This is a genomic window from Apibacter raozihei, from assembly GCF_004014855.1.
GTDB lineage: Bacteria > Bacteroidota > Bacteroidia > Flavobacteriales > Weeksellaceae > Apibacter > Apibacter raozihei.
Genome location: NZ_CP034930.1, coordinates 1,614,946 through 1,638,026 on the forward strand (window position 1 = coordinate 1,614,946; position 23,081 = coordinate 1,638,026).

The window sequence follows — 23,081 nt, forward strand, 5'->3', positions numbered from 1 at the left end:
CCTTCGTATCTTTGTACTCAGTGCGTAAAATAATTCACATAGATATGGATGCTTTTTATGCCTCCATAGAGCAGAGAGACCATGAAGAATATAGGGGTAAGCCCTTAGCGGTAGGCTATGCAGGAGACAGAGGCGTGGTAGCTGCCGCTAGTTATGAAGCGCGTAAATTTGGTGTTCGTTCAGCTATGTCTTCTAAGTTGGCATTGCGGAAATGTCCGGATCTTCTTTTTGCTCCCACACGTTTTGAAGTTTATAAATCCGTGTCCAGACAGATTAGAGATATTTTTTATAATTATACTGATTTAGTAGAGCCTCTTTCTTTGGATGAAGCTTTTTTAGATGTTACTGAAAATCATGTAAATGAGGAGTTTGCCATGGAAATTGCTAAGAAAATTAAAGTAGATATTCTTAGAGAAACTAATTTAACAGCTTCCGCAGGAGTGTCTTTTAATAAATTCTTAGCTAAAATTGCTTCAGACTATAATAAGCCTGACGGATTATTTATCATTACTCCTCAAAAAGCAGAAAAATTTGTTGAAAGTTTAAATATTGAAGATTTTTTTGGAATTGGAAAAAAAACAGCGGAAAAACTTCATTTGCTAGGAATAAATACGGGCTGGGATCTAAAACAGAAAACAGAATCAGAGCTTATTCAACTATTTGGTAAACAAGGTAAAAGTTACTATTTAAATGCGCGAGGATTAGATTACAGGGAAGTGAATCCTAACAGGATACGAAAGTCCATAGGTGCTGAAAACACATTTATGTATGACACTGATTCACTTCAAACTTTGTATAGTGAATTGGAATTAGTAGCAAAAGAAGTTATCCAAAGAATTAAAAAAAACTCATTCAAAGGAAGGACAGTTACATTAAAAGTTAAGTTTTCTGATTTTAAAGTTGTTTCGCGATCTAAAACTCTTTTAACACCAATTTCAGAATATCAAAATTTGTATAAGACATCACTGGAATTACTTCATGGTTTAAATATATCAACCAAAATAAGACTTATTGGATTAAGCGTTAAAAACTCTGAAACAGATTTCGAAGAGGAAATAAAATCTGGAGCACAATTAAAAATTCCATTTAGAGAATATGATTAATAAACTCCGTATTTCGTAGTTTAAAAAAAATAAATATGTTCTCAGTAATATTTTTTGATAAAGAGGAGGTAGTTATATGTAAATTGAATAATTTAATATAAATTAATCAGTTTCCAATCGTTTCTTGTCCTTATTTCGTTTATTTTTTTTCTTTTTATTTTCTCCCTCAGCGGCTTGTTTCCGTCTGAGTTCCATGTATTTTTCAAACTGTTCAGGAAGAAGAACTTCTTTAAGTTTATTATCGAAATCTCTGCTGGTATTTAGGATTATTAATTGTAAATTATCAGAGTCAACATTACTTTCCATTGCACCTTTAACTTTGTTTGTGTTTTCAATAATAAAGTCACGAAGTTCAAGTTTCTGAAAATCATCCAAATCAGGAATATCTTTGCTTAAAGAATTAATTTGATTCTCAGCTACTTCTGAAGGGTTTATTTTAGGAGCCTGCTGAGCACATAGAAGATTAGCGCCTAGTACAAAAATAAATAAAAAAGATAGGAAATATTTTCCTGTTTTCATAATGTATCTGTTTTTTGAGTTGTTAAAATTACTTAAAAAAAATAAGAATCGACTTAATTATAATTTTATAAATTTACTTCGGAATTTAAGCAATATAAAATTGGTGTCAATCTCAGAAATTAAAAGAAAGTTAGCGGATTATTGTGTTTATCAGGACAGAAGTCACTGGGAGGTAGAACAAAAAATGAAAAGCTACGGTTATTTAAATGAAGAAGAACGTGGAGAAATTATAATATGGCTTATACAAAATAATTTTCTGAATGAAGAACGGTTTGCCTGCTCTTATGCCAGAGGTAAATTTTATCAAAAAAATTGGGGTAAAATTAAAATAAAGATGGGGCTGAAGCAAAAAAAAATACCCGAAAAATTGGTAGAAAAGGGGCTTCAGGAAATTAAGGAAGAAGATTACTTAGAAGTTTTAAATCTATTGGCAAAGAAAAAATGGGAAATATTACCCAGGGAAGCCTCCGTTTTTAATAAAAGAAAAAAACTTTCAATGTACCTTTCTCAGAAAGGATATGAAAGTTTTTTAGTTTATGAAGTTATAAACACATTTTATGAAAATTGATGAATAATCTTTTCTAACTCAACAGCAGGCTTAACTCCACTCTCCTGCCATTTTAGATTTCCGTTTTTAAAAATCATTAAAGTTGGAACCGAGCGAATATTATAAGAATCAGCAAATTCACGATTTTTATCTATATCAATCTTTAAGATAGTGAGCTGTTCACCCAGTTTATCTTTTACTTCTTTTAGTATGGGAGCCATCATTTTACAGGGACCGCACCACTCAGCTGAAAAATCCAGTAATACGGTTTTTTCGCTGTTTATAATATCTGAAAATTTAGACATTTTATTCTGTTTTTTAGTTATATGATATATCATTCAAAAATCAATCCAATTCAAAAATAATGACAATAAGTCTCCGGCTGAGTAAGATAGTATATTTCTAATACCGTAACTTTACAATAAATTAAAAACCAGTAGCTGTATGAACATTATCAAGTATCTTATTTTTTTAGGAATAATTTCGTTTGCGTATGGTCAGGAAAAAGCATATAGGAAAATTTTTTGGAGTGAAGAGAATAGTTTATCATGGAAAAATTTTAAAGGAAAGTCCCAAAATTCAAACAATAAAATAGCGGCTTTGAGTTTTTGCGGCATACAGTATAACAGTTGTATTTTACAGGGAAATGTATACAAATATAAAGTAAAAGCTTTTTTTGTACCTCAACTTTCGTGGGTAAGAGTGAAAAATGAGCATATACTAAAGCATGAACAACTTCATTTTGATATAGCAGAAATATTTTCAAGAAAATTAAGGAAAGCATTTTCAAAAAATCCTGTAGAGCCTAAAGATTCACAAGTTGAGATTTATCAGCCACTTTTCAAAGAATATATGAAGATGCAGGAATTATATGATAATGAAACACATCATGGAATTTTGGAAGATATCAATAAAGAGTGGGAAAATAAAATTCATAATGAACTAAACCAGTTAAGCGACTACAAAAAAGAAGAGATTTGTTATTAATAAATAACAAAAGAATAGTAATTTCGTTTAATTCATTAAAAAATTGCAAAATAAATCAATATTCATAGTTATGTTTATGTTCGTGGGATTAATTTTCCATGCACAGGATATTGATTGGAAAAATTCAAATTTCAGGATTAAAACTTTGCAGATTCAGGATAGTCTCATAGTCCTTGATACACTCAGCATTATTCCCGGACAAATCAATATTAAGGATAGTTTGGGTCAGGCAGTTCTTCCGAATCTTTATAAATTTGATTCTTCTGCGAATTTACTAAAAGTAGATCATTCTTTGCTCAATCAAACTTTGACCATTGGGTATTATATTTTCCCTGTAAAAAAAGAAAATATAGTATACTCCAAAGATACAAATCTTATTGTAACCTTAAATAAACCCCGGAAATTATATGAAATAACAGCTGAAAGAAAAAAGAAAAATGATTTTTTTCAGGGTTTAACTAGCTCCGGATCAATGGTCAGGGGAATAACTTTCGGTAATAATCAAAGTGCTTCAGTACAATCATCTCTGGATTTGGAACTGTCAGGACAGCTGAGTAAAGACATACGAATTAAAGCTGCAATTTCCGATCATAATATTCCTATACAGTCAGATGGATATACTCAAAGGCTTGATGAATTCGACAAAATTTATATAGAGCTTTCTAATAAGGCTTCATACATTCGGGCTGGACATTTGGATTTAGTTCAGTCTTCAGATTATTTTGCAAATTTTTCCAGAAAAATTACAGGTATACAAATAGGAACACGGTTAGAACATAAAAATTCCTATACAGATTTATATGCTGTTGGGTCCTTATCAAGAGGAGAGTTTAACAGAATGCAGTTCAATGGAGTGGAAGGAAATCAGGGGCCATACAAATTAAAAGGAAAACAAGGGGAATTGTTTATCATAGTCATATCCGGCTCTGAAAAAGTTTATATTAATGGAGTTCTCTTAGTCAGAGGTGAAGATAAAGACTATGTCATTAATTATAACACAGGAGAGTTAACCTTTACTTCGAGAAGCTATATAGCTGCGAGTAGTCGGATTGTAGTAGAATATATTTATAATACCACAACCTACAATCGTTTTTTATTTTATGCAGGAGGAAAATACGAATCTGAAAGATTTAGTTTTAATGCTCATATTTTCTCAGAAACAGATGGTAAAAACAGTAACCAGGATTTAACCGATGCCCAGAAAATAGTACTTAGTCAGGCAGGTAACGATCAAGATAGAATGTTTGCTGTCAATGAAGTAATAACAGATTATGATCCCAACAAAATTTTATATAAGAAAATAGATTGGGGAGGGATAAGTATATACGAATATTCCACAGACAGTTCCGAAATTCTATATACACTTTCATTTTCTTATATGGGAGCCAATAAAGGGAATTACCGGATTGTCCAATTGCCTGTAAACGGAAGAGTTTATGAATATATTCCTCCTGTAAATAATGTTTTACAAGGTGATTACGAGCCGGTTACCAAACTCATACCTCCACAAAAAACACAAATCTTTTCATCCAATTCAGAGTATAGGTTTGAAAACGGTAAAGTAGGAGTAAATTTAGCAATCAGTAACCGAGATGAAAACACATTTTCATCTATAGGTAATTCCGAAAACATAGGCTTTGCCAGCAGGCTTTATATAGATAAAAAGATAACCAGAGAAAGGTGGAAGAGCGAATTACATTTGGAACATGCTTTTTTGCAAAAGAATTTTTATATACTTGAGCGAATTAATAATGTTGAGTTTGGAAGAGATTTTAATATATCACAAGAGTTTAACAACAGAAACCAAAATAAGTTCAGGTTAGATTGGAAAAATGTTATTCATAAACGCTGGACTATAAATTATACATTAAATTATCTGGAAGAACAGAACTTCTATAAAGGATATAAAAATGATTTATTTGCTGAATTTAAAAGTAATTCAACACACATATTTACTCAATGGAGTTATTTGCATACGACAGCCAAAGACAGTTTAAAATCTGATTATGTAAAACATGCTTCAGAGATAAACAAAAGATTCAATATTTTTAAATCCGGTTTAGGATTTAAAGGTGAGAATAATCAGATAAAGGATAAAATAACATCTCAATACAGTCGGGCAAGTTTTTCGTGGAGGGAACTATATGTTTATGGTTCGTTAGACAGTGTTCGTATGGTTACACAGCTGAAATTATACATGCGTTCCGATGATTCAGTGCGAATTGGTAATATGAAGAATTTTACTAATACCTATGGCGTTGTTTTAAATACCCAGCTTATTAAAACCGGAAACCATAGCTTGAGTGTCGAAGCTCATTACCGAAAAGTACACTATAATAAAGATATATATCAAAACCAAAAAGATGAAAACTATGCATTGGGAGCTATCCGTTGGAATAAATTATTTTTAAATAATGGTATTATCTTAAATGCATTATATGAATTGTCTAGTGGACAGGAAGCCCAACGTGAGTTCAAATATGTAAAGGTTACAGACGGGCAGGGAATTTACAAATGGACGGATTATAATCAAAACGGAATAGAAGAGCTCGATGAATTTGAAATAGCTGAATTCAGTGATCAGGCACAATATATCAGAGTTTATACAGACAATATAAAATATCAAAAATCAAATCGTAACAGGTTAAACTTTACATTACAGCTGAATCCTTCAAGATTTATGAAGGCCCTGTGGTGGGAAAGGGTAAATTTCCAATCTTCTTTTCAGTCATATTCTACCTTTTGGAAAAAAAATAAAACAGCAGAATTAAATCCATTTTCTGATAAAGAATTATTGACTCAGGTTCGTAGTGTAACAGGAAATTTATCTTTTAACCGTTTAAGTATTCATAAGTGGACAGGAGTATTACAGTTTATTAAAAGTGACAATACACAATATGTTTATACCGGGAAAGAAACACGTGATAATAGGAATTATCAGGTTTTGATTAATTATAAACCCTGGAATTCATGGATATTCGGATTGCGCAACAATTTTATGAACGATAAAAGTTACTCCCAGCTTTTTTCCACCAAGCGTTTTACTATCGAAAGTTATGGCATACATCCTTCCGTAACTTATGAAATTCAGAAAAATATCAGTGCCAGTGCTTTTTTCAAATATCAAAATAAGAAAAATAGGACAGGAGATGAAAAACTTATCTGGAAACAGGCCGGTATTGAGTTACGATGGAATGATGAAAGAAAAACCTCATTAAATGGTACATTTTCTTATATACAAAATGATTTAACAGGCAACAATTATTCTATGGTTGCAAATCAAATGATGGAAGGCTTGCTGGATGGTAAAAATATGGTTTGGAAAGCATACATACAAAGAGAGCTGAGTGCTACTTTTACCTTAAATGTAATTTATGATGGTCGTAAAAATGAAAAATCCAAAACTATACATACAGGAAGCGTTCAATTAAGAGCCAATTTTTGATTATTCCCGTTTAAACAGTAACATATTATTTAAAATACAAAATACAGGATTTCAGTGTAAATATATTCTGTATTTTTGTATTCAATAACTTAAAACTTTATTAAAATGGCAGAAGATTACAAAGAAAAAGGGTTGGAAAACATTAAGGCTATCTATGGTGATTTTGGAAGTAAAAATCTGAGTGATATGGTAAACCTGAATCCGGACTTTGCTAAATACATTACGGAATTTGCCTATGGTGAAATATATTCAAGAGAAGGTATTTCACTAAAAACCAAACAAATAGTTACAATTACAAGCCTTTTAACTCAAGGAGGAGTGGAAGCAGAACTTGAAGGTCATATCAAAGGTGCCTTACACGTTGGACTAACGCCTCAGGAAATTGTTGATGTTATATTGCATTGTTTACCTTATGTAGGCTTTCCTAAGGTTACTGAGGCCCTTAAAATTGCAAAATCCGTTTTTTAAAAAACTACAAACAGCTTAAAAAACAGTATAAACTATTTCATTATTTTTGATAAGCTCCTAGCGAAGGAGAAGTAATTCTTGAAACTCCGTTGATATCACTGGGTACGAGATTAGAATATATCGTATTGGCAATACCCAGAGCAGGAGAATTTTCTTTCAGGCGTAGGAGGGTATTGGAATAGTTTGTTCTATAAAAAAGAGGATCTTTATTAACAAGGATGTTTTTAAAACCGGGGTCGTTATCTATAACTAAGCCATTAGTTCCGTTTTTAATTATATTTGTATCGAAACTATACACAAATTCAGCATTCGAATTTTTATTCATTGCAATACTGTTTGCACGAAGTGTCCAGAAAATACAATTTTTAAAAATAGCATTTAAAGCATTATAAACAGTTGCTCCCGATTGGTTATAGGAATTTGATAAATAGAGAGAATATGCATTACCTGCCGTCAGATTCCAGTAATTGCCAAAAGAACAATGAGTAAAATCATAGGTACCACCGTTTTCTAAATATAAATCAGCAGAACCACAATTGTTTATTACAACATTAGAACCGGTTATTTTAGCACCGGCTGAATAAATACCCGCAGTTCTGAAATTGTATAATTGTGTATTAGAAATGCTTACAGTAGCGTTTTTATCAAGAGAAAGACCAGTATTTCCGCCTTTTATTATAGCATAATCAATAGAAGCAGTTGAACCCGAAGATAACTTGATTTGGTTCCAGTTATCTGGAAGGGAATCATATTTCGTATCATGGCGATCACCACGGATAGTAACTTCGTTTCCTAATTTACCTTCAATAGCCAAGCTACTTGCTTCATCAATAATTAAATTTGCATTTTTGTGAAGATACACACGGGTTCCTTCCTTTATAGTTAATTTGGCTCCTTGAGTAAATTTAAGATTTCCGTAAATCACTTTAGACTTTGAATTATCCCAGGTAACATCGGAAGATATTTCCCGGGTTCCGGACTTTGAAAAATAAAAATCAGCATTTTCAACAAGTGACAAGAGCTTTACTTTTTGTAAACTACCAACTGTTGAAAAAAGTAAATCTTCATCAGCCAAGGCTTCAGTAGAAGTAATAGCATTCGGTGCTATTTCGACAAAAATATATAAACTATCTTTAGCTCTTAAAGGAACATTTTCAAAGCTGTTATTATTCACGGAGCTTCCTGCAATGCCATCTACATTAATCTTAAACTGCGATGAGCTCCCTTTTTCCAAGTATATACGTGGAATTGTTACATCTTCGTTTTGCTGATTGTAAACTTTTAATACATAAGTTTCCGAACGGTTTTCTGCAAAAACAGTATCCAACATAACCGTATCTTTGGAGAATCTGAGCGGATGTGAAGCAGAATCAAATTTATAATCGTCACGGCATGAATAAATTAAAACTGTAAAAAACAACAACGTGCAAAATAAAGATATTTTTTTCATTTTTATTTTATTTAAATGAGGTGTACCATTACTAAAATTTATATCCTATACTAACAACTAAAGAATTGGGTCTTTTTTCGATTTTAAATTCCTGATTCGTATACTTATTAACAAAATTAGTTTGACTTTGAGTAAATCCAAATTCGTATCGAACATCGAAAGTTAAAGATGATAGATCTATACCTGTTCCCAATTGCCCTGCTAAAGCTAAATCGTCAGTTTTCGTTTTTTCAATATGGTTCAGGGAGATTTTTTCACTTAGAGAAGAAGAAAAAACAGGACCTGCATAAATACGGCCTATTCCCAAAATTTTTCTGCCTGCTAAAACAGGAACATCAAGCCGTTGGGAGTGGGAGGCAAAATTTCCTTCAGAGTAAGAATTAAATTCTGTTTTCATATCAGAATAATATAGTTCAGGTTGTAAAAACCAGTGAGAAATATTTATCCGCATAAATGCTCCCAAATGCCAGCCTATATTATTTTTAGCATTACTTTCTTTAATATCGGTTATTGTTTGTTTCAAATTTCCGGAATATCCGAAAGCCATTCCTCCTTTTACTCCTAAATTAATTTGGGTTAAAGCATTTATACTAACTAAAAGCAGGCTGATAACAAACAATTTTTTAATCATAAATGAAATGTTTTCCTTCAAATTTTTTCAAAGATAATTATTATTTATTACATTTGATATAGATATAAAATTAATAAAAACCAAAATGGAAATAATATATTACGGCCATGCATGCTTTGGCTACAAGACTTCGTCATCACAAGTAATCATTGATCCTTTTATTTCCGGTAATGAGCTGGCAAAAGATATAGATATCAATCAGATAAAAGCTGATTACATATTTTTAACCCATGCTCATTTCGACCATATTTTGGATGTGGAAACTATTGCCAAAAACAATGATGCAACTATTCTTGCCAATGCAGAAATTGCTTCCCATTATGAAAAATTAGGATATAAGGTAATATCCATGAATATAGGAGGAGTTAAAAAGTTTGATTTTGGAAGAGTAAAAATGGTGGCGGCAGTTCATAGTTCATCATTTCCCGACGGTTCTTATGGTGGACTTGCTTGTGGTTTCCTAATGAAAATGGATGGAAAAGTGATTTATCATGCAGGAGACACAGCATTAACCATGGATATGAAACTATTACCGTATGTGTATGGATATATTCATGTAGCAGTTCTTCCGATAGGCAATAATTACACTATGGGAGTATACGATGCAGTAGCTGCCTCAAAATTTGTAAATACAAGAAATACCATAGCGTCACATTACGATACTTTTCCCGCTATCAGAGTAAATAAAGATAAAGCGCAGCATTTGTTTTTATCCGAAGAAAAACACCTGACTTTTCTTCCCATAGGAGGAACGGTTGATGTAAACACATTTGTATAGTTTTTATAACTCAAATATAAATATGTATTTTTGCCGTTTATCATCTAAAATTAAACGGCTTTATTTTACTAACGACAATGAATAGTTTATTAAAAGAATTTGATACGCCCTTTCAGAGCGTGCCCTTTGAAAATATTAAGCAGGAAGACTTTAAACCTGCAATAGAACAAGCTCTTGCAGAAGCAAAAAAAGAGATTGAAGAAATTACTACGGATTCAGCTCCTCCAGGCTTTGTTAACACCATTGTAGCATTGGAAAAAGTAGGAAAAAAACTAAACATAATTTCTTCCGTTTTTTTTAATCTAAACTCTGCAGAAACCAATGATTATTTACAAAATCTTGCTCAGGAGATATCTCCAATGCTTACAGAATTTGGTAATGATATTATATTTAATGAAAAACTGTTTGAAAGAGTAAAGATTGTTTACGAATCAACCCTCAAATCTAAATTGAGTCAAGAAGAACATCGCTTATTAGATAAAACGTATAAAGATTTTATTAAAAATGGGGCTTTGCTATCTGATGAAGATAAGCAAAAACTAAGAGATATATCTAATCAACTCTCGGTTTTAAGTATACAATTTGGACAAAATGTATTAAAGGAAACCAATGATTATCTACTTCATATAACAGAAGAAGCAGATTTAAGAGGTATTCCTGAATCAATTAAGAAAATGGCACAACTGGAAGCTAAAAATCGCAACTTAAGCGGCTGGGTTTTTACACTCCAGTTTCCCAGCTACGTACCATTTTTAAAATATTCAGAAAATCGGAATTTGCGGGAAAAGATCTACTTGGCATCTTCACAAAAAGCATTTAAAAACAATGAATATAATAATGAATCTGTAATTCATAAAATTGTTAAGTTACGGGAAGATAAAGCTAAACTATTAGGGTTTAAAACCTATGCTGATTTGGTTTTGCAGGAACGGATGGCTTCAGATCCGGATATGGTAATCGAATTCTTAAATGATTTGCTTGAAAAAGCAAAACCCAAAGCAGAATCTGAGATTGAAGAGCTTAAAAAATTAGCAGAATCAGATGGTATTGAGGAACTTATGCCATTTGATCATGCTTATTATTCAGAAAAGCTGAGAGAACAAAAATTTTCTCTTTCAGAAGAAGAATTGAAACCTTATTTTCCTTTAAATCAGGTTTTAGATGCGGCTTTTGATGCAGCTAAACGATTGTACGGTTTGCAATTTGTAGAAAGAAATGATATACAAAAATACCATCCGGAAGTAAATGTTTATGAAGTACTGAACGAAGAAGGAAAACATTTTGCTTTATTCTACACAGATTTTTTTCCAAGAGAAGGAAAACGTGCCGGAGCATGGATGACATCTTATAAAGGTCAATATAAAACGTTGCAGCAAAATATAAGACCCCATGTTTCCATAGTATGTAATTTTTCACGCCCTACCGATGAAACACCTTCTTTATTAACCTTTACAGAAGTTACTACCTTATTTCATGAGTTTGGACATGCATTGCACGGTATTTTAGCAAATACTACTTTTGAATCTTTATCCGGTACAAATGTTTACTGGGATTTTGTTGAATTACCTTCGCAGTTCATGGAGAATTATTGCTTTGAAAAAGAATTCTTAAAGACGTTTGCCAAACATTATCAAACCGGGGAAATTCTTAGTGAAGAAAAAATAGATAAAATTGTAGAATCTGCCAATTTTATGCAAGGATATCAAACAGTAAGGCAAATTAGTTTTGGATTGCTAGATATGGCTTATCATACCAATAAATTAGATATCTCGGATTCTGTAGAAGATTTTGAAAAAAATCAGATAGTTAAAACCCAATTATATCCAACTATAGATAAAACAGCCATGAGTGCCTCATTTTCACATATTTTTCAGGGAGGGTACGCAGCAGGATACTATTCATACAAATGGGCAGAAGTATTAGATGCCGATGCATTTGGCTTCTTTCAGGAAATGGGAATTTTTGACAAAGAAACAGCTGAAAAGTTTAAAACTTTATTAAGTAAGGGAGGTACCGAAGATCCTATGGAACTTTATGTAGCTTTCAGAGGGAGAAAACCTCAGCCGGAAGCTCTTTTAAAAAGGGCAGGTTTAATTTAGCTAAACTAAAATAGTTTAAAACTCAAATAAATTAATGGTTTGAATTTCTGATTTTTTTTAGAATTTCAAACCATTTAAAATTTGTAAAGCTGGCATAAGTTATGTTTTCAGCTCCAAAACTTTTATTAAAATTATAGATTCCAGATATTTCGGATCCTTCAAAATCGAAGAGGATAGGAGAGTTTGAAAATTGTTTAAATAATTTATCATATAAATAACTGATAGTTCCTTTAAAAGTATCTTTCGCACGTAAAGGTAAAAGACTGATAACTCTATTACAGGATTTTATCAGGATAAGACATGTGATTGGAGAATCTTTATAATCAGGTATAATAAAAAAAGAATATAGTTTTTTCCTATGATCTGCAGTTTCTAATAGCTTACGAAGAAGTAATCTGTTTCTATGGGGAAAAATATCTTCATTATCGTTAACAATTTTGAAAATTGCATCTATAGAAAAACTTTCAGTTACTTTAAAATCTGCTAACCTTTGTAGTTTATTTATTTCACGTTTACGGTTGCTATTAAACTTTTTATAAAGTTCTGAATAGTCTTTATTTAAATATAATGTTTGGTTGGTTCTGAATAATACAGGCATTTCATTTTTAAAGTATTGAGTATTATCCTCATTAAAGTGATAATTTCGTACTTTATATTGGTTTAATTTTGAAAATAAAGCTGAAAAATCATTGATGGAAATAGATTTTTTGTAAAAGATTCCTAACTGTTGACAAAAAGGAGGTTGAATTACAAATTTGCATCCTGCTTTTTTTTGGTAAGGTACAGGCATTATGGCTTCAAAATCATTTAATATCCATAAATCATATCCATCTGGAGAAACTATGTCCAAAAACCATAATTCCGCATAAATCATATAATTCTTAGTGCTTTCCAATGCAAGGCCGTAAACCTTTTTATCAATCGTTTTGTGGGAGAATTTCTTAATCATTTTTACATTTTTCAATCAGATAATCGTAGAGTGTTTCCCAATCTTTCCATTCTCCATAGCCTGAAATACTATCGTTATGAAAAATAGAAATAAAGTGTCCGTTGACTGAACGTACAGATTTAATTAATTCATCAATCAGCACTTTAGATTCTTTAACAGATAAATTCATATAATTTTTCAAAGTTACATCCATAATGCAAAATGGATATACTTTTAATTCAGTGACCTTATTTTTTGTCAGATCAAACCAATAAAAAGGAGTACAGGTTCCGGCTCTGAATCCGGCATGATCCTGATAACCCATAGTAAAATCCTCTTTAATGCCTGATGTTAATAAGTTATGGTACGTTTGAGGAATCTGTAACATAATATAATGTTGTCTGGAACGTAGTATGGGTTGATTTATCAGATGTTCCAAACCAAGTTTTTCATTTTCTAAAGTTTTAGCATTGGAATTGGAAAAATAACTGGGATGAATTCCGAGATAAGTATTTGGTTTATTATTTAATTTTAAAATTAACTGTTTATAATGATAGTTGTTAGGAGAATGATTAGTATCATATTTTCCATTCCCGCCAAAAGGTATAAAATAAGTGGTAGGTATATTTAATCCAGATATTTTTTTATAGATAAAATATGGATCATTTTTTAAGTTCAATAATACCCTGAGTTGATCCTTTAAAATTTTAAAATTACCCCTTACTAATTTTTTTGCTATTGAACCTGAAATTCTGATTATGGAATGATGCTTATATTTCCAGGGATGATCTAAGTCTATAGTATTACAAAACTCAAATTTTCTATTAACATGATCATTCATGTTAGCAGAGATTTTAAGATCTTCAGCTAATTCATAAGCAAACAGATCAATCCAGGGAGATAAAATATCAGTATTGTTTTTTGCATTTGAAGATTGGTAAGAAAACCGGTTATGTGAATCTTTTTCATAAGGTAAATACTCTTCGTATCTGGAAAGAAGATAAAAGCTCCAGGCAAAAGGATCTTTTAATAACTTTTCTGTATTTTGTTCCCTTATACCATTTTCAAATAACAAGTGCATACAGTGAAAATGTATTTCATCGGCTAATGGATGTTGACAATATGAGAATTTGGTCGATGTTTGAGTTATAAAAAAGTGGGGATTATCAGTAATTTGGATAGGGTTTTCTAAAATATGTTCGAAAATAAACGTAAAGATGTATTTAATTCTTGGAGTAATTTCGGGAACATAAATCAGAATCATTGCTTTAATTTTAGTTTTTATAAAATATGTTCATCCGCAAAGCTATAATAGGAAGTTTGAGTGATTATGAGGTGATCGACTAATTTAATGTTTAATAAATTACCTGCTTCTTTAATATTTTTTGTAATGTCTAAATCGGCTTTACTGGGATGAATGTTTCCTGAAGGATGATTATGTGAGATTATTAATGAGACGGCATTTAATTCCAAAGCCATTTTAAATATTAGCCTGGAATCTACGACCGTTCCTGTAATTCCTCCCTGAGATATTTTTTCGGTACGTAGAACACTATTGGATCTGGTCAGAAATATAGCCCAAAATTCCTCAACAGTATTATCCCCTATAATAGGATGAATAATGTGAAAGGCATCTTTGGAAGATGATATGGTTTTTCGTTTTAAAGCTTCTTGTAATGCTTTTCTTCTGCCTATTTCCAGTGAAGTTATTATTTCTATCGCTTTTACCTTTCCAATGCCGTTGAATTTACATAAATCCTGAATGGATAATTTAGCAAGCTCATTCCAGTTGTTATTAACCGAAACTAAAATTCTTTGAGCCAGAGAAATACTACTTTCTTCTTTCGATCCGCTTCCAATAATAATAGCTAAAAGTTCTGCATCCGACAGTGAATTTCTACCTTTACTTAAAAGCTTTTCCCTGGGTCTTTCATCTAAAGCAAGAGATTTTATGTTCATAATTGATTTATTATTAAATTATGTCATCCTTGAATGTCTTTTTGTAAATATAATAGAGCTGTTGTAGATGGAGACGACTGTTCATTTAAAGAGCTTTTAATAATCTCCTGCTGAAGGTTGTCAGCGGGACTTTGTTTATCCAGAGATCGGGCAGCCTCTTTGATAAGTAATTGGGTAGCATTTTTAGCAGATAAAATAATTTCCCAAGTCTTAGGGAATATATAAATCTGTTGAGCCAGATTGTGTTCAAATTCTTTTTGAATGGTTTCAATAAGTAAATATTCATAATTTTCGACATTTCCGGATGCTGAGATATTTCTTATTAAAAAAGAAGGACGTATTCTTTCTAAAAAAAGAGCCATGCGTTCATATGCCTGCAATTTGGAAGGTAATAAGTTTTCAGAATATTTGAGTCGTAATTCAAAATTTTGTTTTTCTTTTTCAGATTGTAAAAAACGGTGTATGATTAAAAAAAAGCCACCAATTACAACTAGTATGATAATTATAAATAATAAGAGATAAGTGCTGTCCATTAGAAAGAATTAAAGTCTAAACAAAAATAATATATTAATTGTAAAAAGTGAAAATTATGATTAATAAATAAAAAATATTTCTTTTTAGGCTGATAATTAATTCATTAAAAAAATGTAAAGAAAAAAAATAAAAAAACATTTGGATACTACGGAAAAATCAAATACATTTGCACACGCAAAATCCTCCTTAGCTCAGTTGGTTAGAGCATCTGACTGTTAATCAGAGGGTCGCTGGTTCGAGCCCAGCAGGAGGAGCTAAATAAAAAGGACTTACAATATTTGTAAGTCCTTTTTATTTATATTTTTCTAATCCGACATCAAAATTGTTCTAATGCTTTCTTATATATATCCAAAATATGGTTTGTGGGTATTTGTAATTTAGATTCAATTGTATCTAAAAAATAATCATTTGCTATAAAGAGAATGCGCATGAGAACTTAGAAGATAGCTACAAACAATATTAATTTAAATTTTAAATAATTAATCTAAATAGAATATAAAAGTTTCGATTTTTTTAAGCAAACAAGTGTTTAAATAAGAGAGATGTTATTAAATCAATTACGAAACGAAATTCGTTGATTTGAGAAGATACTTAAATTTTTGTAAAAAAACTTAAGTATTTGAATCTAGAAATAAAAAAGGTATTGATGCCTCTCTCATCAATACCTTTAAAATTGTTGTTACTAAACATCCGCCGATAAATACTAATTTTTACTAAAAGTAATTAAAAAAGCATCTTAAACGGGAAGAACATTTGCTAACAATTCATTTTTTGTACAACTTATGTTTGAATATTTACTAATTTTTTCCTTTAGATAAAATTTGGTAACGATTTTTCATCTAAAAGAGCCTTAAATCAATGATGAAACAAAGGTATGGTAAGAAATGTTCAAATCCTTACGGAAATCCGTAAAGAAGAAAAAAAATAAAATTTGTTTCTGTAAATTTAAATGATTCCCAGTTCTATGACTATGCTCAATAATTGTTTTGTATCCTTGGCGTCCAGTGATTCACGTAAAATAGCTAATCTTTTCTCAATTGAGCTTTCACTGTTAGGTGTTATATTATTTTTCTTTAAATAATGCTCGACTTCTTTTTGAGTATAACCTTGAGATAACAACTTTAATAAGTTAATATCATATTCAGAAAACTCGTATATATTGTTTTGCTGAACAGAATCATTATTAGAAATATAATTTTGACCTTCATAAATGGTTGTAATAGCTTTTTTAAGTTCTTTAGCATCATTACGCCCTTTACTAACAAAGCCATTTATTTGATATTTATCAAACATGGTTTTAATTTTATGAAATCTGTTTTCAATAGAGAAAATAATAACCTTTAATGAAGGTTGTTCTTTCCTGGCTTCCTGTATGAGATCTTCTCCACCCTGCAATCGTTGTTCTCTGTAGTCTGAATTAAAAGAAAGATCAGAAATTAGTAGTTCGTACGGTGCTCCGGCCAGCAAGGCGTGTTGTATTTTTAGCAACGCATCGTCACAATAAAAGACCTGATCCACTACGGAAACATTTAGTTCTTCAACAGTTTTTTTAACAGCTATGTTGTAGCTGTCAAAATCTTCTGCAATAAGTATTTTTTTAAACATAGCTGTAAGCTTTTAGTTAAGTAGTTATAGTGATTTTGATAGATGTTCCTTTTTTATTATCTGTATCAAAATGAATTTTACCTTGAACAGAATTTATACGGTTTTCCATATTTTTTACTCCACGGCCTGGCTTCCAGTTATCACTATCTAATCCTATGCCATTATCAAAATATTCGATAAAGATTTTAGAGTATTCTTTTTTAAATTTTAAAGTGATCAACGAGGCTTTGCTATGTTTTTTCATGTTAGTCATCAGTTCGATAAGGATATAATAGATCTCTTCTCGTTTTTCGATTGAAAGTTTTTCCCAGATTTCTTCGTCATTTCCAATGATAATAATTCTGAGATTATTAGTGCCGTAAGGTTGCAGCATATCTTTTAAAAGACCTGAATAGTCATTTTTCATGTCAGTTTTAAGTTCTGATTCATGAGAAATGTTTCTGGATCTGTTGTATAATTCTTCCAGATTATTATTAATGTTTTCAACTTTAATGGAAGGGTTGTTTTCAAGTTGTACCATCAAATAATAAATACCATTAGCTACTTCATCGTGAATTTTCTTAGAATATTTTAATTCGGTACGGTGTACTTCTTCAAGTTTTTCTCTTTCGAATCTTTCTTGTCTTCTTTTAAACCAGATTAAAAAGAAAACCAATCCCATAATTGTAACTCCTGTTATCGATGCTGCAATAACTTTTTGCCTAAGTATTTGATAGTTCTTTTGGGCATTTTCTGCTTTTAACTTTAAATTTTCCTCTTTGTTTTTTCCTACCTCATAGCGTATTAACGCAAATTGATTCTTAGCATAGTTTCTTTCTGTTTGCAAGCTGTCATTAAGTGAGATATAAGCAGTGAAATATTTTTTTGAAGATTCCGGATTTTCGAGATTGATCAGTTTGTTTAAAGCTTCCAGTTGATCATCAGGAGTACCAGATTTTTTGGCTATTTCATACATTTTCTTCGCATGTAATATAGCTAATGATATATTTTTCTTAGTAAAATAGTCAGTTAAGTGAGAGTGATTGGCTATCTGACCGGATAGATCATTAATGTTTTCTCGTATTTTTAAAGCTTTAATCATTTCCGGTGCTGCATCATAGCCAGGATCGTTTAACCATTGGGCATAGCTTAAATTATCCTCTATTCTGGTTTTTAAACTAATGTATTTTTCAGACTTTTCATTTAGAAAAATACTATCATTATTTAAAGAATTTAAAAGCTGAATGGCAATATCATATTCTTTTGCCTTAATATTTACAACAGCTTGGTTATTTTTTATGTTCAGTTCTAGAAATTTAGTTTTAGTAGCATTTAAAGACAACTGATAATATTCAATAGCTTGCGAATAATTTTTTTGTTCAGTCTTGCATATAGCGAGAGTGTTGTAAACAGAAGCTATATAATTATCATCTTTGGGGGATTTAAGAAATCTTAAAGCATCAACAGCCGTTTCTTCACTTCCGTAATAATCTCCTTCATTTGCCTGACAAATAGCCATATTTAATAAACTTTTGCCTGTGTATGAACTGTCTCTTAGTGGGATAAATATTTCTTTTGCATGATTATAATAGAAGTACGCGCTATCGTTAATATTTTTATTTAAAAAATAATGTCCGATTTGAAAATATATTTGTCCCAGCTTCGTAGTATTATCACTTTTTTTTGCTTTTTCAATATCTTTATTACTATGTCTGAAGCTAGAATCATTATACTTTGTGACTTTCTCATTGTCATTAGAAAGAGTGTTTTTTAAAGATAGTGGATTCTTATCTTTGCAATGGATGCAAAGAAAAAAAAGAAGAAGACAGAAAATGGGAGATATTATAAAACTTTTTTTCATTTTTAAAAATTTCATTTAGATGGATCAGCTAAATGATAAGTAACGAAATTAAAAAATGAAATTTAGTTAATTTTTTTAGATAAAAACAAAAATAAAGAGCATAATTTTGTCATATGCTCTTTATTGTATATAAGGTGATTTTTTTCTTTACAAATATATTCAAATATTATCAATTCATTTCTTTGTGCTTATTCAGCAGCAACATGTCCGGTTTCTCCACTAGTTAAAATTGAATATTTAGATATTATTCCACTGGTATTTTTATTATTAGTACTAACTTTTTCAGCGGCAACATGCCCGGTTTCCCCACTGGTAGGTTTAGCATTTTCAGCGGCAACATGTCCTGTTTCTCCACTGGTTGGATTTGCATTTTCAGCAGCGACATGCCCGGTTTCCCCACTGGTAGGATTTGCATTTTCAGCGGCAACATGTCCTGTTTCTCCACTGGTTGGGTTAGCATTTTCGGCGGCAACATGCCCGGTTTCCCCACTGGTAGGATTTGCATTTTCAGCGGCAACATGTCCTGTTTCTCCACTGGTTGGTGGGGTAGTTACAGCTGTAGATTGGCTGTTAACATTAGAGGATATGTTTGTTGAGTCGGCTTTTAATTCTGATTTATCGTTTAGTGGTAGAGAATTGGAGATGTCATTGTAGTCATCTACACATGAAGTTAGAGATAAAAAAGAACTGGCTATTGTTAAAAATAATAATTTTTTCATTTTGTTATAATTTAAAATTTTGATACTATCCAACTAATTAATAAAGTCGAATTGAAAGTTTTTTTAATACTTTATTTAGGATTTTGGGAAGTGTGAAATAAAAAAATAACTGTTGTCAAATGCTTCCCAATCCACTTAATGTTCAGCTATTTTTGTATTTCGTTTTTGAATTCATTTTGTACATTTGTAATAAGTACTAAATCAAATTCTGAGGCAAAGTAAATAATTTATGGTAATAAAAATAGAGACAAACTAACGACTTGTTATAGACAATTTAGAGTTTGTGAAATATTACTATAAATATTGTTGATATATTTTATATTGCTAAAATTGGAGTTGTAATCAGGGGTGGAGCTATGGAATATAAAGAGGTTATAAGAGAAGTGATCATTTTAGCTTTCGAAAAGGCTAGGAAAGAATCTTTGCAAAATTTGAAAACACCTCTTTCTAAATATTTATCTTTTAAAATTGAAAATTTATATAAAATTTATGTAAGCGAAAAAACATTTGTGAGGTATTACGATAAATTTATTGATGGCAGGGATAATGCTACAGGTATACCTAATCGTAGGATCATTGATTTTATATGTAAATACCTGGGATATGATAATGTCATTGATTTTTATAGTAAAAAGCATAAAAGAATAACAGAATTAAATCAAAGAGAAGTGAAAGCAGGATTTTCAGGCTTCAACAAACCTTTACATGATGATACGTTATTTTTTCAAAAAAAAAAGGATCAATCAAATAGAATGAAAAATAATAAATATTCTTCATTTTCACATAATAGATAAAGAATGCTTTTTTTACTTATATCTGCGTATGAATCTGTTATTAACTAATCAAAAATATAAATAAGAGGAACGTTTCGAAATTTAAAAGTTTTAAATAACTTTGTATCTATGCCAGACATTATTCGTTTACTTCCAGAAAACGTAGCTAACCAGATTGCTGCAGGAGAGGTTGTGCAAAGACCGGCCTCTGTGGTTAAGGAGCTTTTGGAAAATGCCGTGGATGCGAAAGCAACACAAATTCAACTGATCATTAAAGAGGCAGGCAGGAATTTAATTCAGGTCGTAGATAATGGATTAGGGATGAGTATAACGGATTCAAGAATGGCTTTTGAAAGACATGCTACTTCAAAAATATCAGCTACTGAAGATATATTCCGTATAAAAACCAAAGGATTCAGAGGGGAAGCGTTAGCATCTATAGCAGCTGTAGCACAAGTGGAACTAAAATCAAAAAAGGAAGAAGATGAAGTGGGTACTCATATAATCATAGAAGGAGGAGACATTCTTTCACAAGAACCGGTTACCTGTTCTACAGGATCTGTTTTTATGGTTAAAAATTTATTTTTTAACGTACCTGCAAGACGGAAATTTTTAAAATCAAATTCTGTTGAAATTCGACATATTATGGATGAATTTCATCGGGTGGCCTTGGCACATGAAGCAATTCAATTTCAGTTTTTTAACAACAATGAGGAATTGTTTCGTTTAAGGCCGGGAAGTTTATTGCAACGAATTTCTGAAATATTCGGACGGAAAATTCAAAACCAGTTGGTTCCTATTTCGGAACAGCTTGACTGGATTCAGGTTCATGGATTTATTGGTAAACCTGAGAGTGCAAAAAAGGCAAGAGGAGAGCAGTTTTTTTTTGTAAATCAGCGTTTTTTCCGATCTAATTATTTAAATAAAGCAGTTCAGGATGCTTTTGAAGGTTTAATACCTCCAAGATATTTGCCTTCCTTTTTTTTGTATATAGATATAGATCCTGAAAAAATTGATGTAAACATTCATCCTACAAAAACTGAAATAAAATTTGAAGATGAATCATCGATTTACGCACTTTTAAGAACTGCGATAAAAAAATCTTTAGGAGTTTATAATGTTGCTCCAAGTCTTGATTTTGAACAAAATCCTGATTGGAATTTGCCTCCAGTAAAAAAAAATACTCCCATTGCAGAGCCGAAAATCAAGATAAATCCCTCTTATAATCCTTTTGAAAATTCATCAATTACAAAAGCTACTAATGCTGAAAAGATAAATTTAACAGAAATATACGCTTCATCAAGAAATGAAATTTTGACATCAGATTTATTTGATTTACCTGTTCAGCAAGTCGAAGAAAGTTCATTGATACGATTATCCAATGGGAAATGGCTGGTTGAAAAAGATAAAGGTTTATGGATTTTGGATCCTTACAGAATACATCAGACCGTATTATATGAGACACATTTAAAAAGTTCAAAGAGTAATGCTTTAAGTCAGCAATTACTATTTCCCCTGGAAAGGCCTGTGTACGAAATGGAAAAAGAAAAATTAGATTCTATCAAAACATTTCTTTTTGCACAGGGATTTGATATGGAAATAGAACAGGACATTGTCACTATTACAGCTATACCCTCAGATATTCCTCAGGATAAAATTTTAGAACTTATTGACGATTTACTCTGTGAGCTTTCCGAACATTCGGAAAATGAGTTTTCCGTTTTTTTTAGTAAATCAGTGTCCAGAGTCTCCGCAAAAAAAAGAAATGAGTTTATTCGTGCCTCTCAGCTTTTTCCTATCTGGCAGAACTTTGAAAGTATAGGCAGTCCAAAAATTAACCCATTTGGCAAAATGAATTATGAAATTATAAATATACCAGACTTTGATTAATACATAATTAGATAAACATAAGAATGAATATATACATACCACCGGTCATAAAAAATCTGTTAATCCTTAATACGATTTTTTTTATAGGGAAATACGTATTAAATATGTATGGAGTAGATTTAGATTTTATTTTTGGAGCTTTTTTTCCGTTATCTCCCAATTTTCATTGGTATCAGGTTCTTTCGCATATGTTTATGCATGCAAATTTCACTCATTTTTTCTTCAATATGTTTACCTTATGGATGTTTGGCTCTTCGGTTGAACAAGCATTAGGAGCAAAAAAGTTTCTTATTCTATATTTTGTTTGTGGAATAGGAGCATTTATATTGTCTAACATCGTTGATTATTTTGAGTTTAAAAAAGTATATGATTCTTTAGTAGAATCAAATGTACCTTTAAATGAAGTTAACAAGTATGCGAAATTAAATTTAACAACTACTTATGATGAAATTCAGGAGAGGGGAAATCAGTGGTTAAATTCCCTTCCTAAAAATACTGATTATACTTTAGCATCAAAATTTTATATAGATTTACTTAAATTAGGGATTGGAGCTAGTGGATCTATATATGGTATTTTAGTAGCTTTTTGGCTACTGTTTCCTAATAGGATTTTAATATTACTTTTCCCCCCAATTCCTGTACCGGTAAAGATTTATATCCCGCTGATGATTTTATTTCAACTCTATCTGGGAATCAATCAGGTTCAAGGTGATAACATTGCCCATTTTGCCCATTTGGGAGGTGCAGTATTTGGATTCTTTTTAACTAAACACTGGATAAAAAACAGATATCGTTGGAATTAAATA

21 protein-coding genes and 1 tRNA gene are annotated in these 23,081 nt (G+C 31.1%); 11 read left to right on the top strand and 11 right to left on the bottom strand.

Annotated elements, in window-relative coordinates:
- Positions 1-20: 20 nt before the first annotated feature.
- Entirely contained in the window at positions 21-1,103 is a 1,083-nt protein-coding gene (gene dinB, locus EOV51_RS07250) for a DNA polymerase IV (protein ID WP_128151354.1), read from the top strand.
- Between the two features lie 102 nt (positions 1,104-1,205).
- Here dinB and EOV51_RS07255 read toward each other — a convergent pair whose 3' ends face one another.
- Positions 1,206-1,622 carry a hypothetical protein gene (locus EOV51_RS07255; RefSeq protein WP_128151356.1) on the bottom strand — a complete coding sequence of 139 codons (417 nt, stop codon included), beginning with the start codon at positions 1,620-1,622 and terminating at the stop codon, positions 1,206-1,208.
- A gap of 103 nt (positions 1,623-1,725) precedes the next feature.
- On the opposite strand from EOV51_RS07255, the gene EOV51_RS07260 reads away from it, so the two are divergent.
- Positions 1,726-2,190 (top strand): regulatory protein RecX, encoded by a 465-nt coding sequence (locus EOV51_RS07260; RefSeq protein WP_228427772.1) that lies wholly within the window; start codon positions 1,726-1,728, stop codon positions 2,188-2,190.
- Here EOV51_RS07260 and trxA read toward each other — a convergent pair.
- Positions 2,178-2,474: a thioredoxin gene (gene trxA, locus EOV51_RS07265; protein WP_128151360.1), complete on the bottom strand. Its 297-nt coding sequence runs from the start codon at positions 2,472-2,474 to the stop codon at positions 2,178-2,180. The genes EOV51_RS07260 and trxA overlap by 13 nt on opposite strands.
- A gap of 139 nt (positions 2,475-2,613) precedes the next feature.
- Here trxA and EOV51_RS07270 point away from each other — a divergent pair, with 139 nt between their 5' ends.
- From EOV51_RS07270 to EOV51_RS07280, 3 genes are all read left to right on the top strand, one after another.
- Positions 2,614-3,156 carry a hypothetical protein gene (locus EOV51_RS07270; RefSeq protein ID WP_128151362.1) on the top strand — a complete coding sequence of 181 codons (543 nt, stop codon included), beginning with the start codon at positions 2,614-2,616 and terminating at the stop codon, positions 3,154-3,156.
- Between the two features lie 43 nt (positions 3,157-3,199).
- Positions 3,200-6,601 (top strand): hypothetical protein, encoded by a 3,402-nt coding sequence (locus EOV51_RS07275; RefSeq protein WP_128151364.1) that lies wholly within the window; start codon positions 3,200-3,202, stop codon positions 6,599-6,601.
- Positions 6,602-6,706: 105 nt separating this feature from the next.
- A complete protein-coding gene (locus tag EOV51_RS07280) occupies positions 6,707-7,069 on the top strand; it encodes a carboxymuconolactone decarboxylase family protein (protein ID WP_128151366.1) in 363 nt (120 codons plus the stop codon).
- 40 nt (positions 7,070-7,109) lie between these two features.
- Here EOV51_RS07280 and EOV51_RS07285 read toward each other — a convergent pair whose 3' ends face one another.
- Both EOV51_RS07285 and EOV51_RS07290 read right to left on the bottom strand, forming a co-directional pair.
- Positions 7,110-8,519, bottom strand: a complete 1,410-nt coding sequence (locus EOV51_RS07285) for a right-handed parallel beta-helix repeat-containing protein (RefSeq protein ID WP_128151368.1) — start codon at positions 8,517-8,519, stop codon at positions 7,110-7,112.
- Between the two features lie 31 nt (positions 8,520-8,550).
- Positions 8,551-9,150, bottom strand: coding sequence for a porin family protein (locus EOV51_RS07290; RefSeq protein ID WP_128151370.1), 600 nt, complete (start codon positions 9,148-9,150; stop codon positions 8,551-8,553).
- Positions 9,151-9,235: 85 nt separating this feature from the next.
- Between EOV51_RS07290 and EOV51_RS07295 the strand changes: the two genes are divergently transcribed.
- Both EOV51_RS07295 and EOV51_RS07300 read left to right on the top strand, forming a co-directional pair.
- Complete coding sequence (locus tag EOV51_RS07295) at positions 9,236-9,928, top strand: metal-dependent hydrolase (RefSeq protein WP_128151372.1); 693 nt, start codon at positions 9,236-9,238, stop codon at positions 9,926-9,928.
- A gap of 77 nt (positions 9,929-10,005) precedes the next feature.
- Positions 10,006-12,027 (top strand): M3 family metallopeptidase, encoded by a 2,022-nt coding sequence (locus EOV51_RS07300; RefSeq protein ID WP_128151374.1) that lies wholly within the window; start codon positions 10,006-10,008, stop codon positions 12,025-12,027.
- Positions 12,028-12,058: 31 nt separating this feature from the next.
- Here EOV51_RS07300 and EOV51_RS07305 read toward each other — a convergent pair whose 3' ends face one another.
- The 4 genes from EOV51_RS07305 to EOV51_RS07320 are packed head-to-tail and all read right to left on the bottom strand — an operon-like array spanning position 12,059 to position 15,447.
- Positions 12,059-12,976 (bottom strand): hypothetical protein, encoded by a 918-nt coding sequence (locus tag EOV51_RS07305; RefSeq protein ID WP_128151377.1) that lies wholly within the window; start codon positions 12,974-12,976, stop codon positions 12,059-12,061.
- Entirely contained in the window at positions 12,969-14,219 is a 1,251-nt protein-coding gene (locus EOV51_RS07310) for a polysaccharide deacetylase family protein (RefSeq protein WP_128151379.1), read from the bottom strand. The genes EOV51_RS07305 and EOV51_RS07310 overlap by 8 nt, the downstream gene beginning before the upstream one ends.
- A 17-nt stretch (positions 14,220-14,236) precedes the next feature.
- On the bottom strand, positions 14,237-14,914 hold the full coding sequence (gene radC / locus EOV51_RS07315) for a RadC family protein (RefSeq protein ID WP_128151381.1): 678 nt from the start codon (positions 14,912-14,914) through the stop codon (positions 14,237-14,239).
- A 23-nt stretch (positions 14,915-14,937) separates the two neighbouring features.
- Positions 14,938-15,447 carry a DUF7935 family protein gene (locus EOV51_RS07320; RefSeq protein ID WP_128151383.1) on the bottom strand — a complete coding sequence of 170 codons (510 nt, stop codon included), beginning with the start codon at positions 15,445-15,447 and terminating at the stop codon, positions 14,938-14,940.
- A gap of 181 nt (positions 15,448-15,628) precedes the next feature.
- On the opposite strand from EOV51_RS07320, the gene EOV51_RS07325 reads away from it, so the two are divergent.
- A tRNA-Asn gene (locus tag EOV51_RS07325) sits at positions 15,629-15,702 on the top strand.
- Positions 15,703-16,393: 691 nt separating this feature from the next.
- Here the strand turns inward: EOV51_RS07325 and EOV51_RS07330 are convergent.
- From EOV51_RS07330 to EOV51_RS07340, 3 genes are all read right to left on the bottom strand, one after another.
- Positions 16,394-17,053 (bottom strand): response regulator transcription factor, encoded by a 660-nt coding sequence (locus EOV51_RS07330; RefSeq protein ID WP_128151385.1) that lies wholly within the window; start codon positions 17,051-17,053, stop codon positions 16,394-16,396.
- A 16-nt stretch (positions 17,054-17,069) separates the two neighbouring features.
- Positions 17,070-18,893 (bottom strand): ATP-binding protein, encoded by a 1,824-nt coding sequence (locus EOV51_RS07335; RefSeq protein ID WP_164875261.1) that lies wholly within the window; start codon positions 18,891-18,893, stop codon positions 17,070-17,072.
- Between the two features lie 188 nt (positions 18,894-19,081).
- A complete protein-coding gene (locus EOV51_RS07340; RefSeq protein ID WP_128151389.1) occupies positions 19,082-19,612 on the bottom strand; it encodes a hypothetical protein in 531 nt (176 codons plus the stop codon).
- Between the two features lie 356 nt (positions 19,613-19,968).
- On the opposite strand from EOV51_RS07340, the gene EOV51_RS07345 reads away from it, so the two are divergent.
- The 3 genes from EOV51_RS07345 to EOV51_RS07355 all read left to right on the top strand — a co-directional run bounded on the left by EOV51_RS07345 (position 19,969) and on the right by EOV51_RS07355 (position 23,078).
- Positions 19,969-20,406, top strand: a complete 438-nt coding sequence (locus EOV51_RS07345) for a hypothetical protein (RefSeq protein WP_128151391.1) — start codon at positions 19,969-19,971, stop codon at positions 20,404-20,406.
- 108 nt (positions 20,407-20,514) lie between these two features.
- On the top strand, positions 20,515-22,275 hold the full coding sequence (mutL, locus tag EOV51_RS07350; RefSeq protein ID WP_128151393.1) for a DNA mismatch repair endonuclease MutL: 1,761 nt from the start codon (positions 20,515-20,517) through the stop codon (positions 22,273-22,275).
- A 23-nt stretch (positions 22,276-22,298) separates the two neighbouring features.
- The gene (locus EOV51_RS07355) at positions 22,299-23,078 is read left to right on the top strand and encodes a rhomboid family intramembrane serine protease (protein WP_128151395.1); all 780 of its coding nucleotides are present in this window, start codon (positions 22,299-22,301) and stop codon (positions 23,076-23,078) included.
- The last annotated feature ends 3 nt before the right edge of the window (positions 23,079-23,081 follow it).

Coding starts and splice junctions, on each gene's coding strand:
- EOV51_RS07255 (WP_128151356.1), bottom strand. CDS start 1,622: ATGAAAACAGGAAAATATTTCCTATCTTTTTTATTTATTTTTGTACTA.
- trxA (WP_128151360.1), bottom strand. CDS start 2,474: ATGTCTAAATTTTCAGATATTATAAACAGCGAAAAAACCGTATTACTG.
- EOV51_RS07270 (WP_128151362.1), top strand. CDS start 2,614: ATGAACATTATCAAGTATCTTATTTTTTTAGGAATAATTTCGTTTGCG.
- EOV51_RS07280 (WP_128151366.1), top strand. CDS start 6,707: ATGGCAGAAGATTACAAAGAAAAAGGGTTGGAAAACATTAAGGCTATC.
- EOV51_RS07285 (WP_128151368.1), bottom strand. CDS start 8,519: ATGAAAAAAATATCTTTATTTTGCACGTTGTTGTTTTTTACAGTTTTA.
- EOV51_RS07290 (WP_128151370.1), bottom strand. CDS start 9,150: ATGATTAAAAAATTGTTTGTTATCAGCCTGCTTTTAGTTAGTATAAAT.
- EOV51_RS07295 (WP_128151372.1), top strand. CDS start 9,236: ATGGAAATAATATATTACGGCCATGCATGCTTTGGCTACAAGACTTCG.
- EOV51_RS07300 (WP_128151374.1), top strand. CDS start 10,006: ATGAATAGTTTATTAAAAGAATTTGATACGCCCTTTCAGAGCGTGCCC.
- EOV51_RS07305 (WP_128151377.1), bottom strand. CDS start 12,976: ATGATTAAGAAATTCTCCCACAAAACGATTGATAAAAAGGTTTACGGC.
- EOV51_RS07310 (WP_128151379.1), bottom strand. CDS start 14,219: ATGATTCTGATTTATGTTCCCGAAATTACTCCAAGAATTAAATACATC.
- radC (WP_128151381.1), bottom strand. CDS start 14,914: ATGAACATAAAATCTCTTGCTTTAGATGAAAGACCCAGGGAAAAGCTT.
- EOV51_RS07320 (WP_128151383.1), bottom strand. CDS start 15,447: ATGGACAGCACTTATCTCTTATTATTTATAATTATCATACTAGTTGTA.
- EOV51_RS07330 (WP_128151385.1), bottom strand. CDS start 17,053: ATGTTTAAAAAAATACTTATTGCAGAAGATTTTGACAGCTACAACATA.
- EOV51_RS07335 (WP_164875261.1), bottom strand. CDS start 18,893: ATGAAAAAAAGTTTTATAATATCTCCCATTTTCTGTCTTCTTCTTTTT.
- EOV51_RS07340 (WP_128151389.1), bottom strand. CDS start 19,612: ATGAAAAAATTATTATTTTTAACAATAGCCAGTTCTTTTTTATCTCTA.
- EOV51_RS07345 (WP_128151391.1), top strand. CDS start 19,969: ATGGAATATAAAGAGGTTATAAGAGAAGTGATCATTTTAGCTTTCGAA.
- mutL (WP_128151393.1), top strand. CDS start 20,515: ATGCCAGACATTATTCGTTTACTTCCAGAAAACGTAGCTAACCAGATT.
- EOV51_RS07355 (WP_128151395.1), top strand. CDS start 22,299: ATGAATATATACATACCACCGGTCATAAAAAATCTGTTAATCCTTAAT.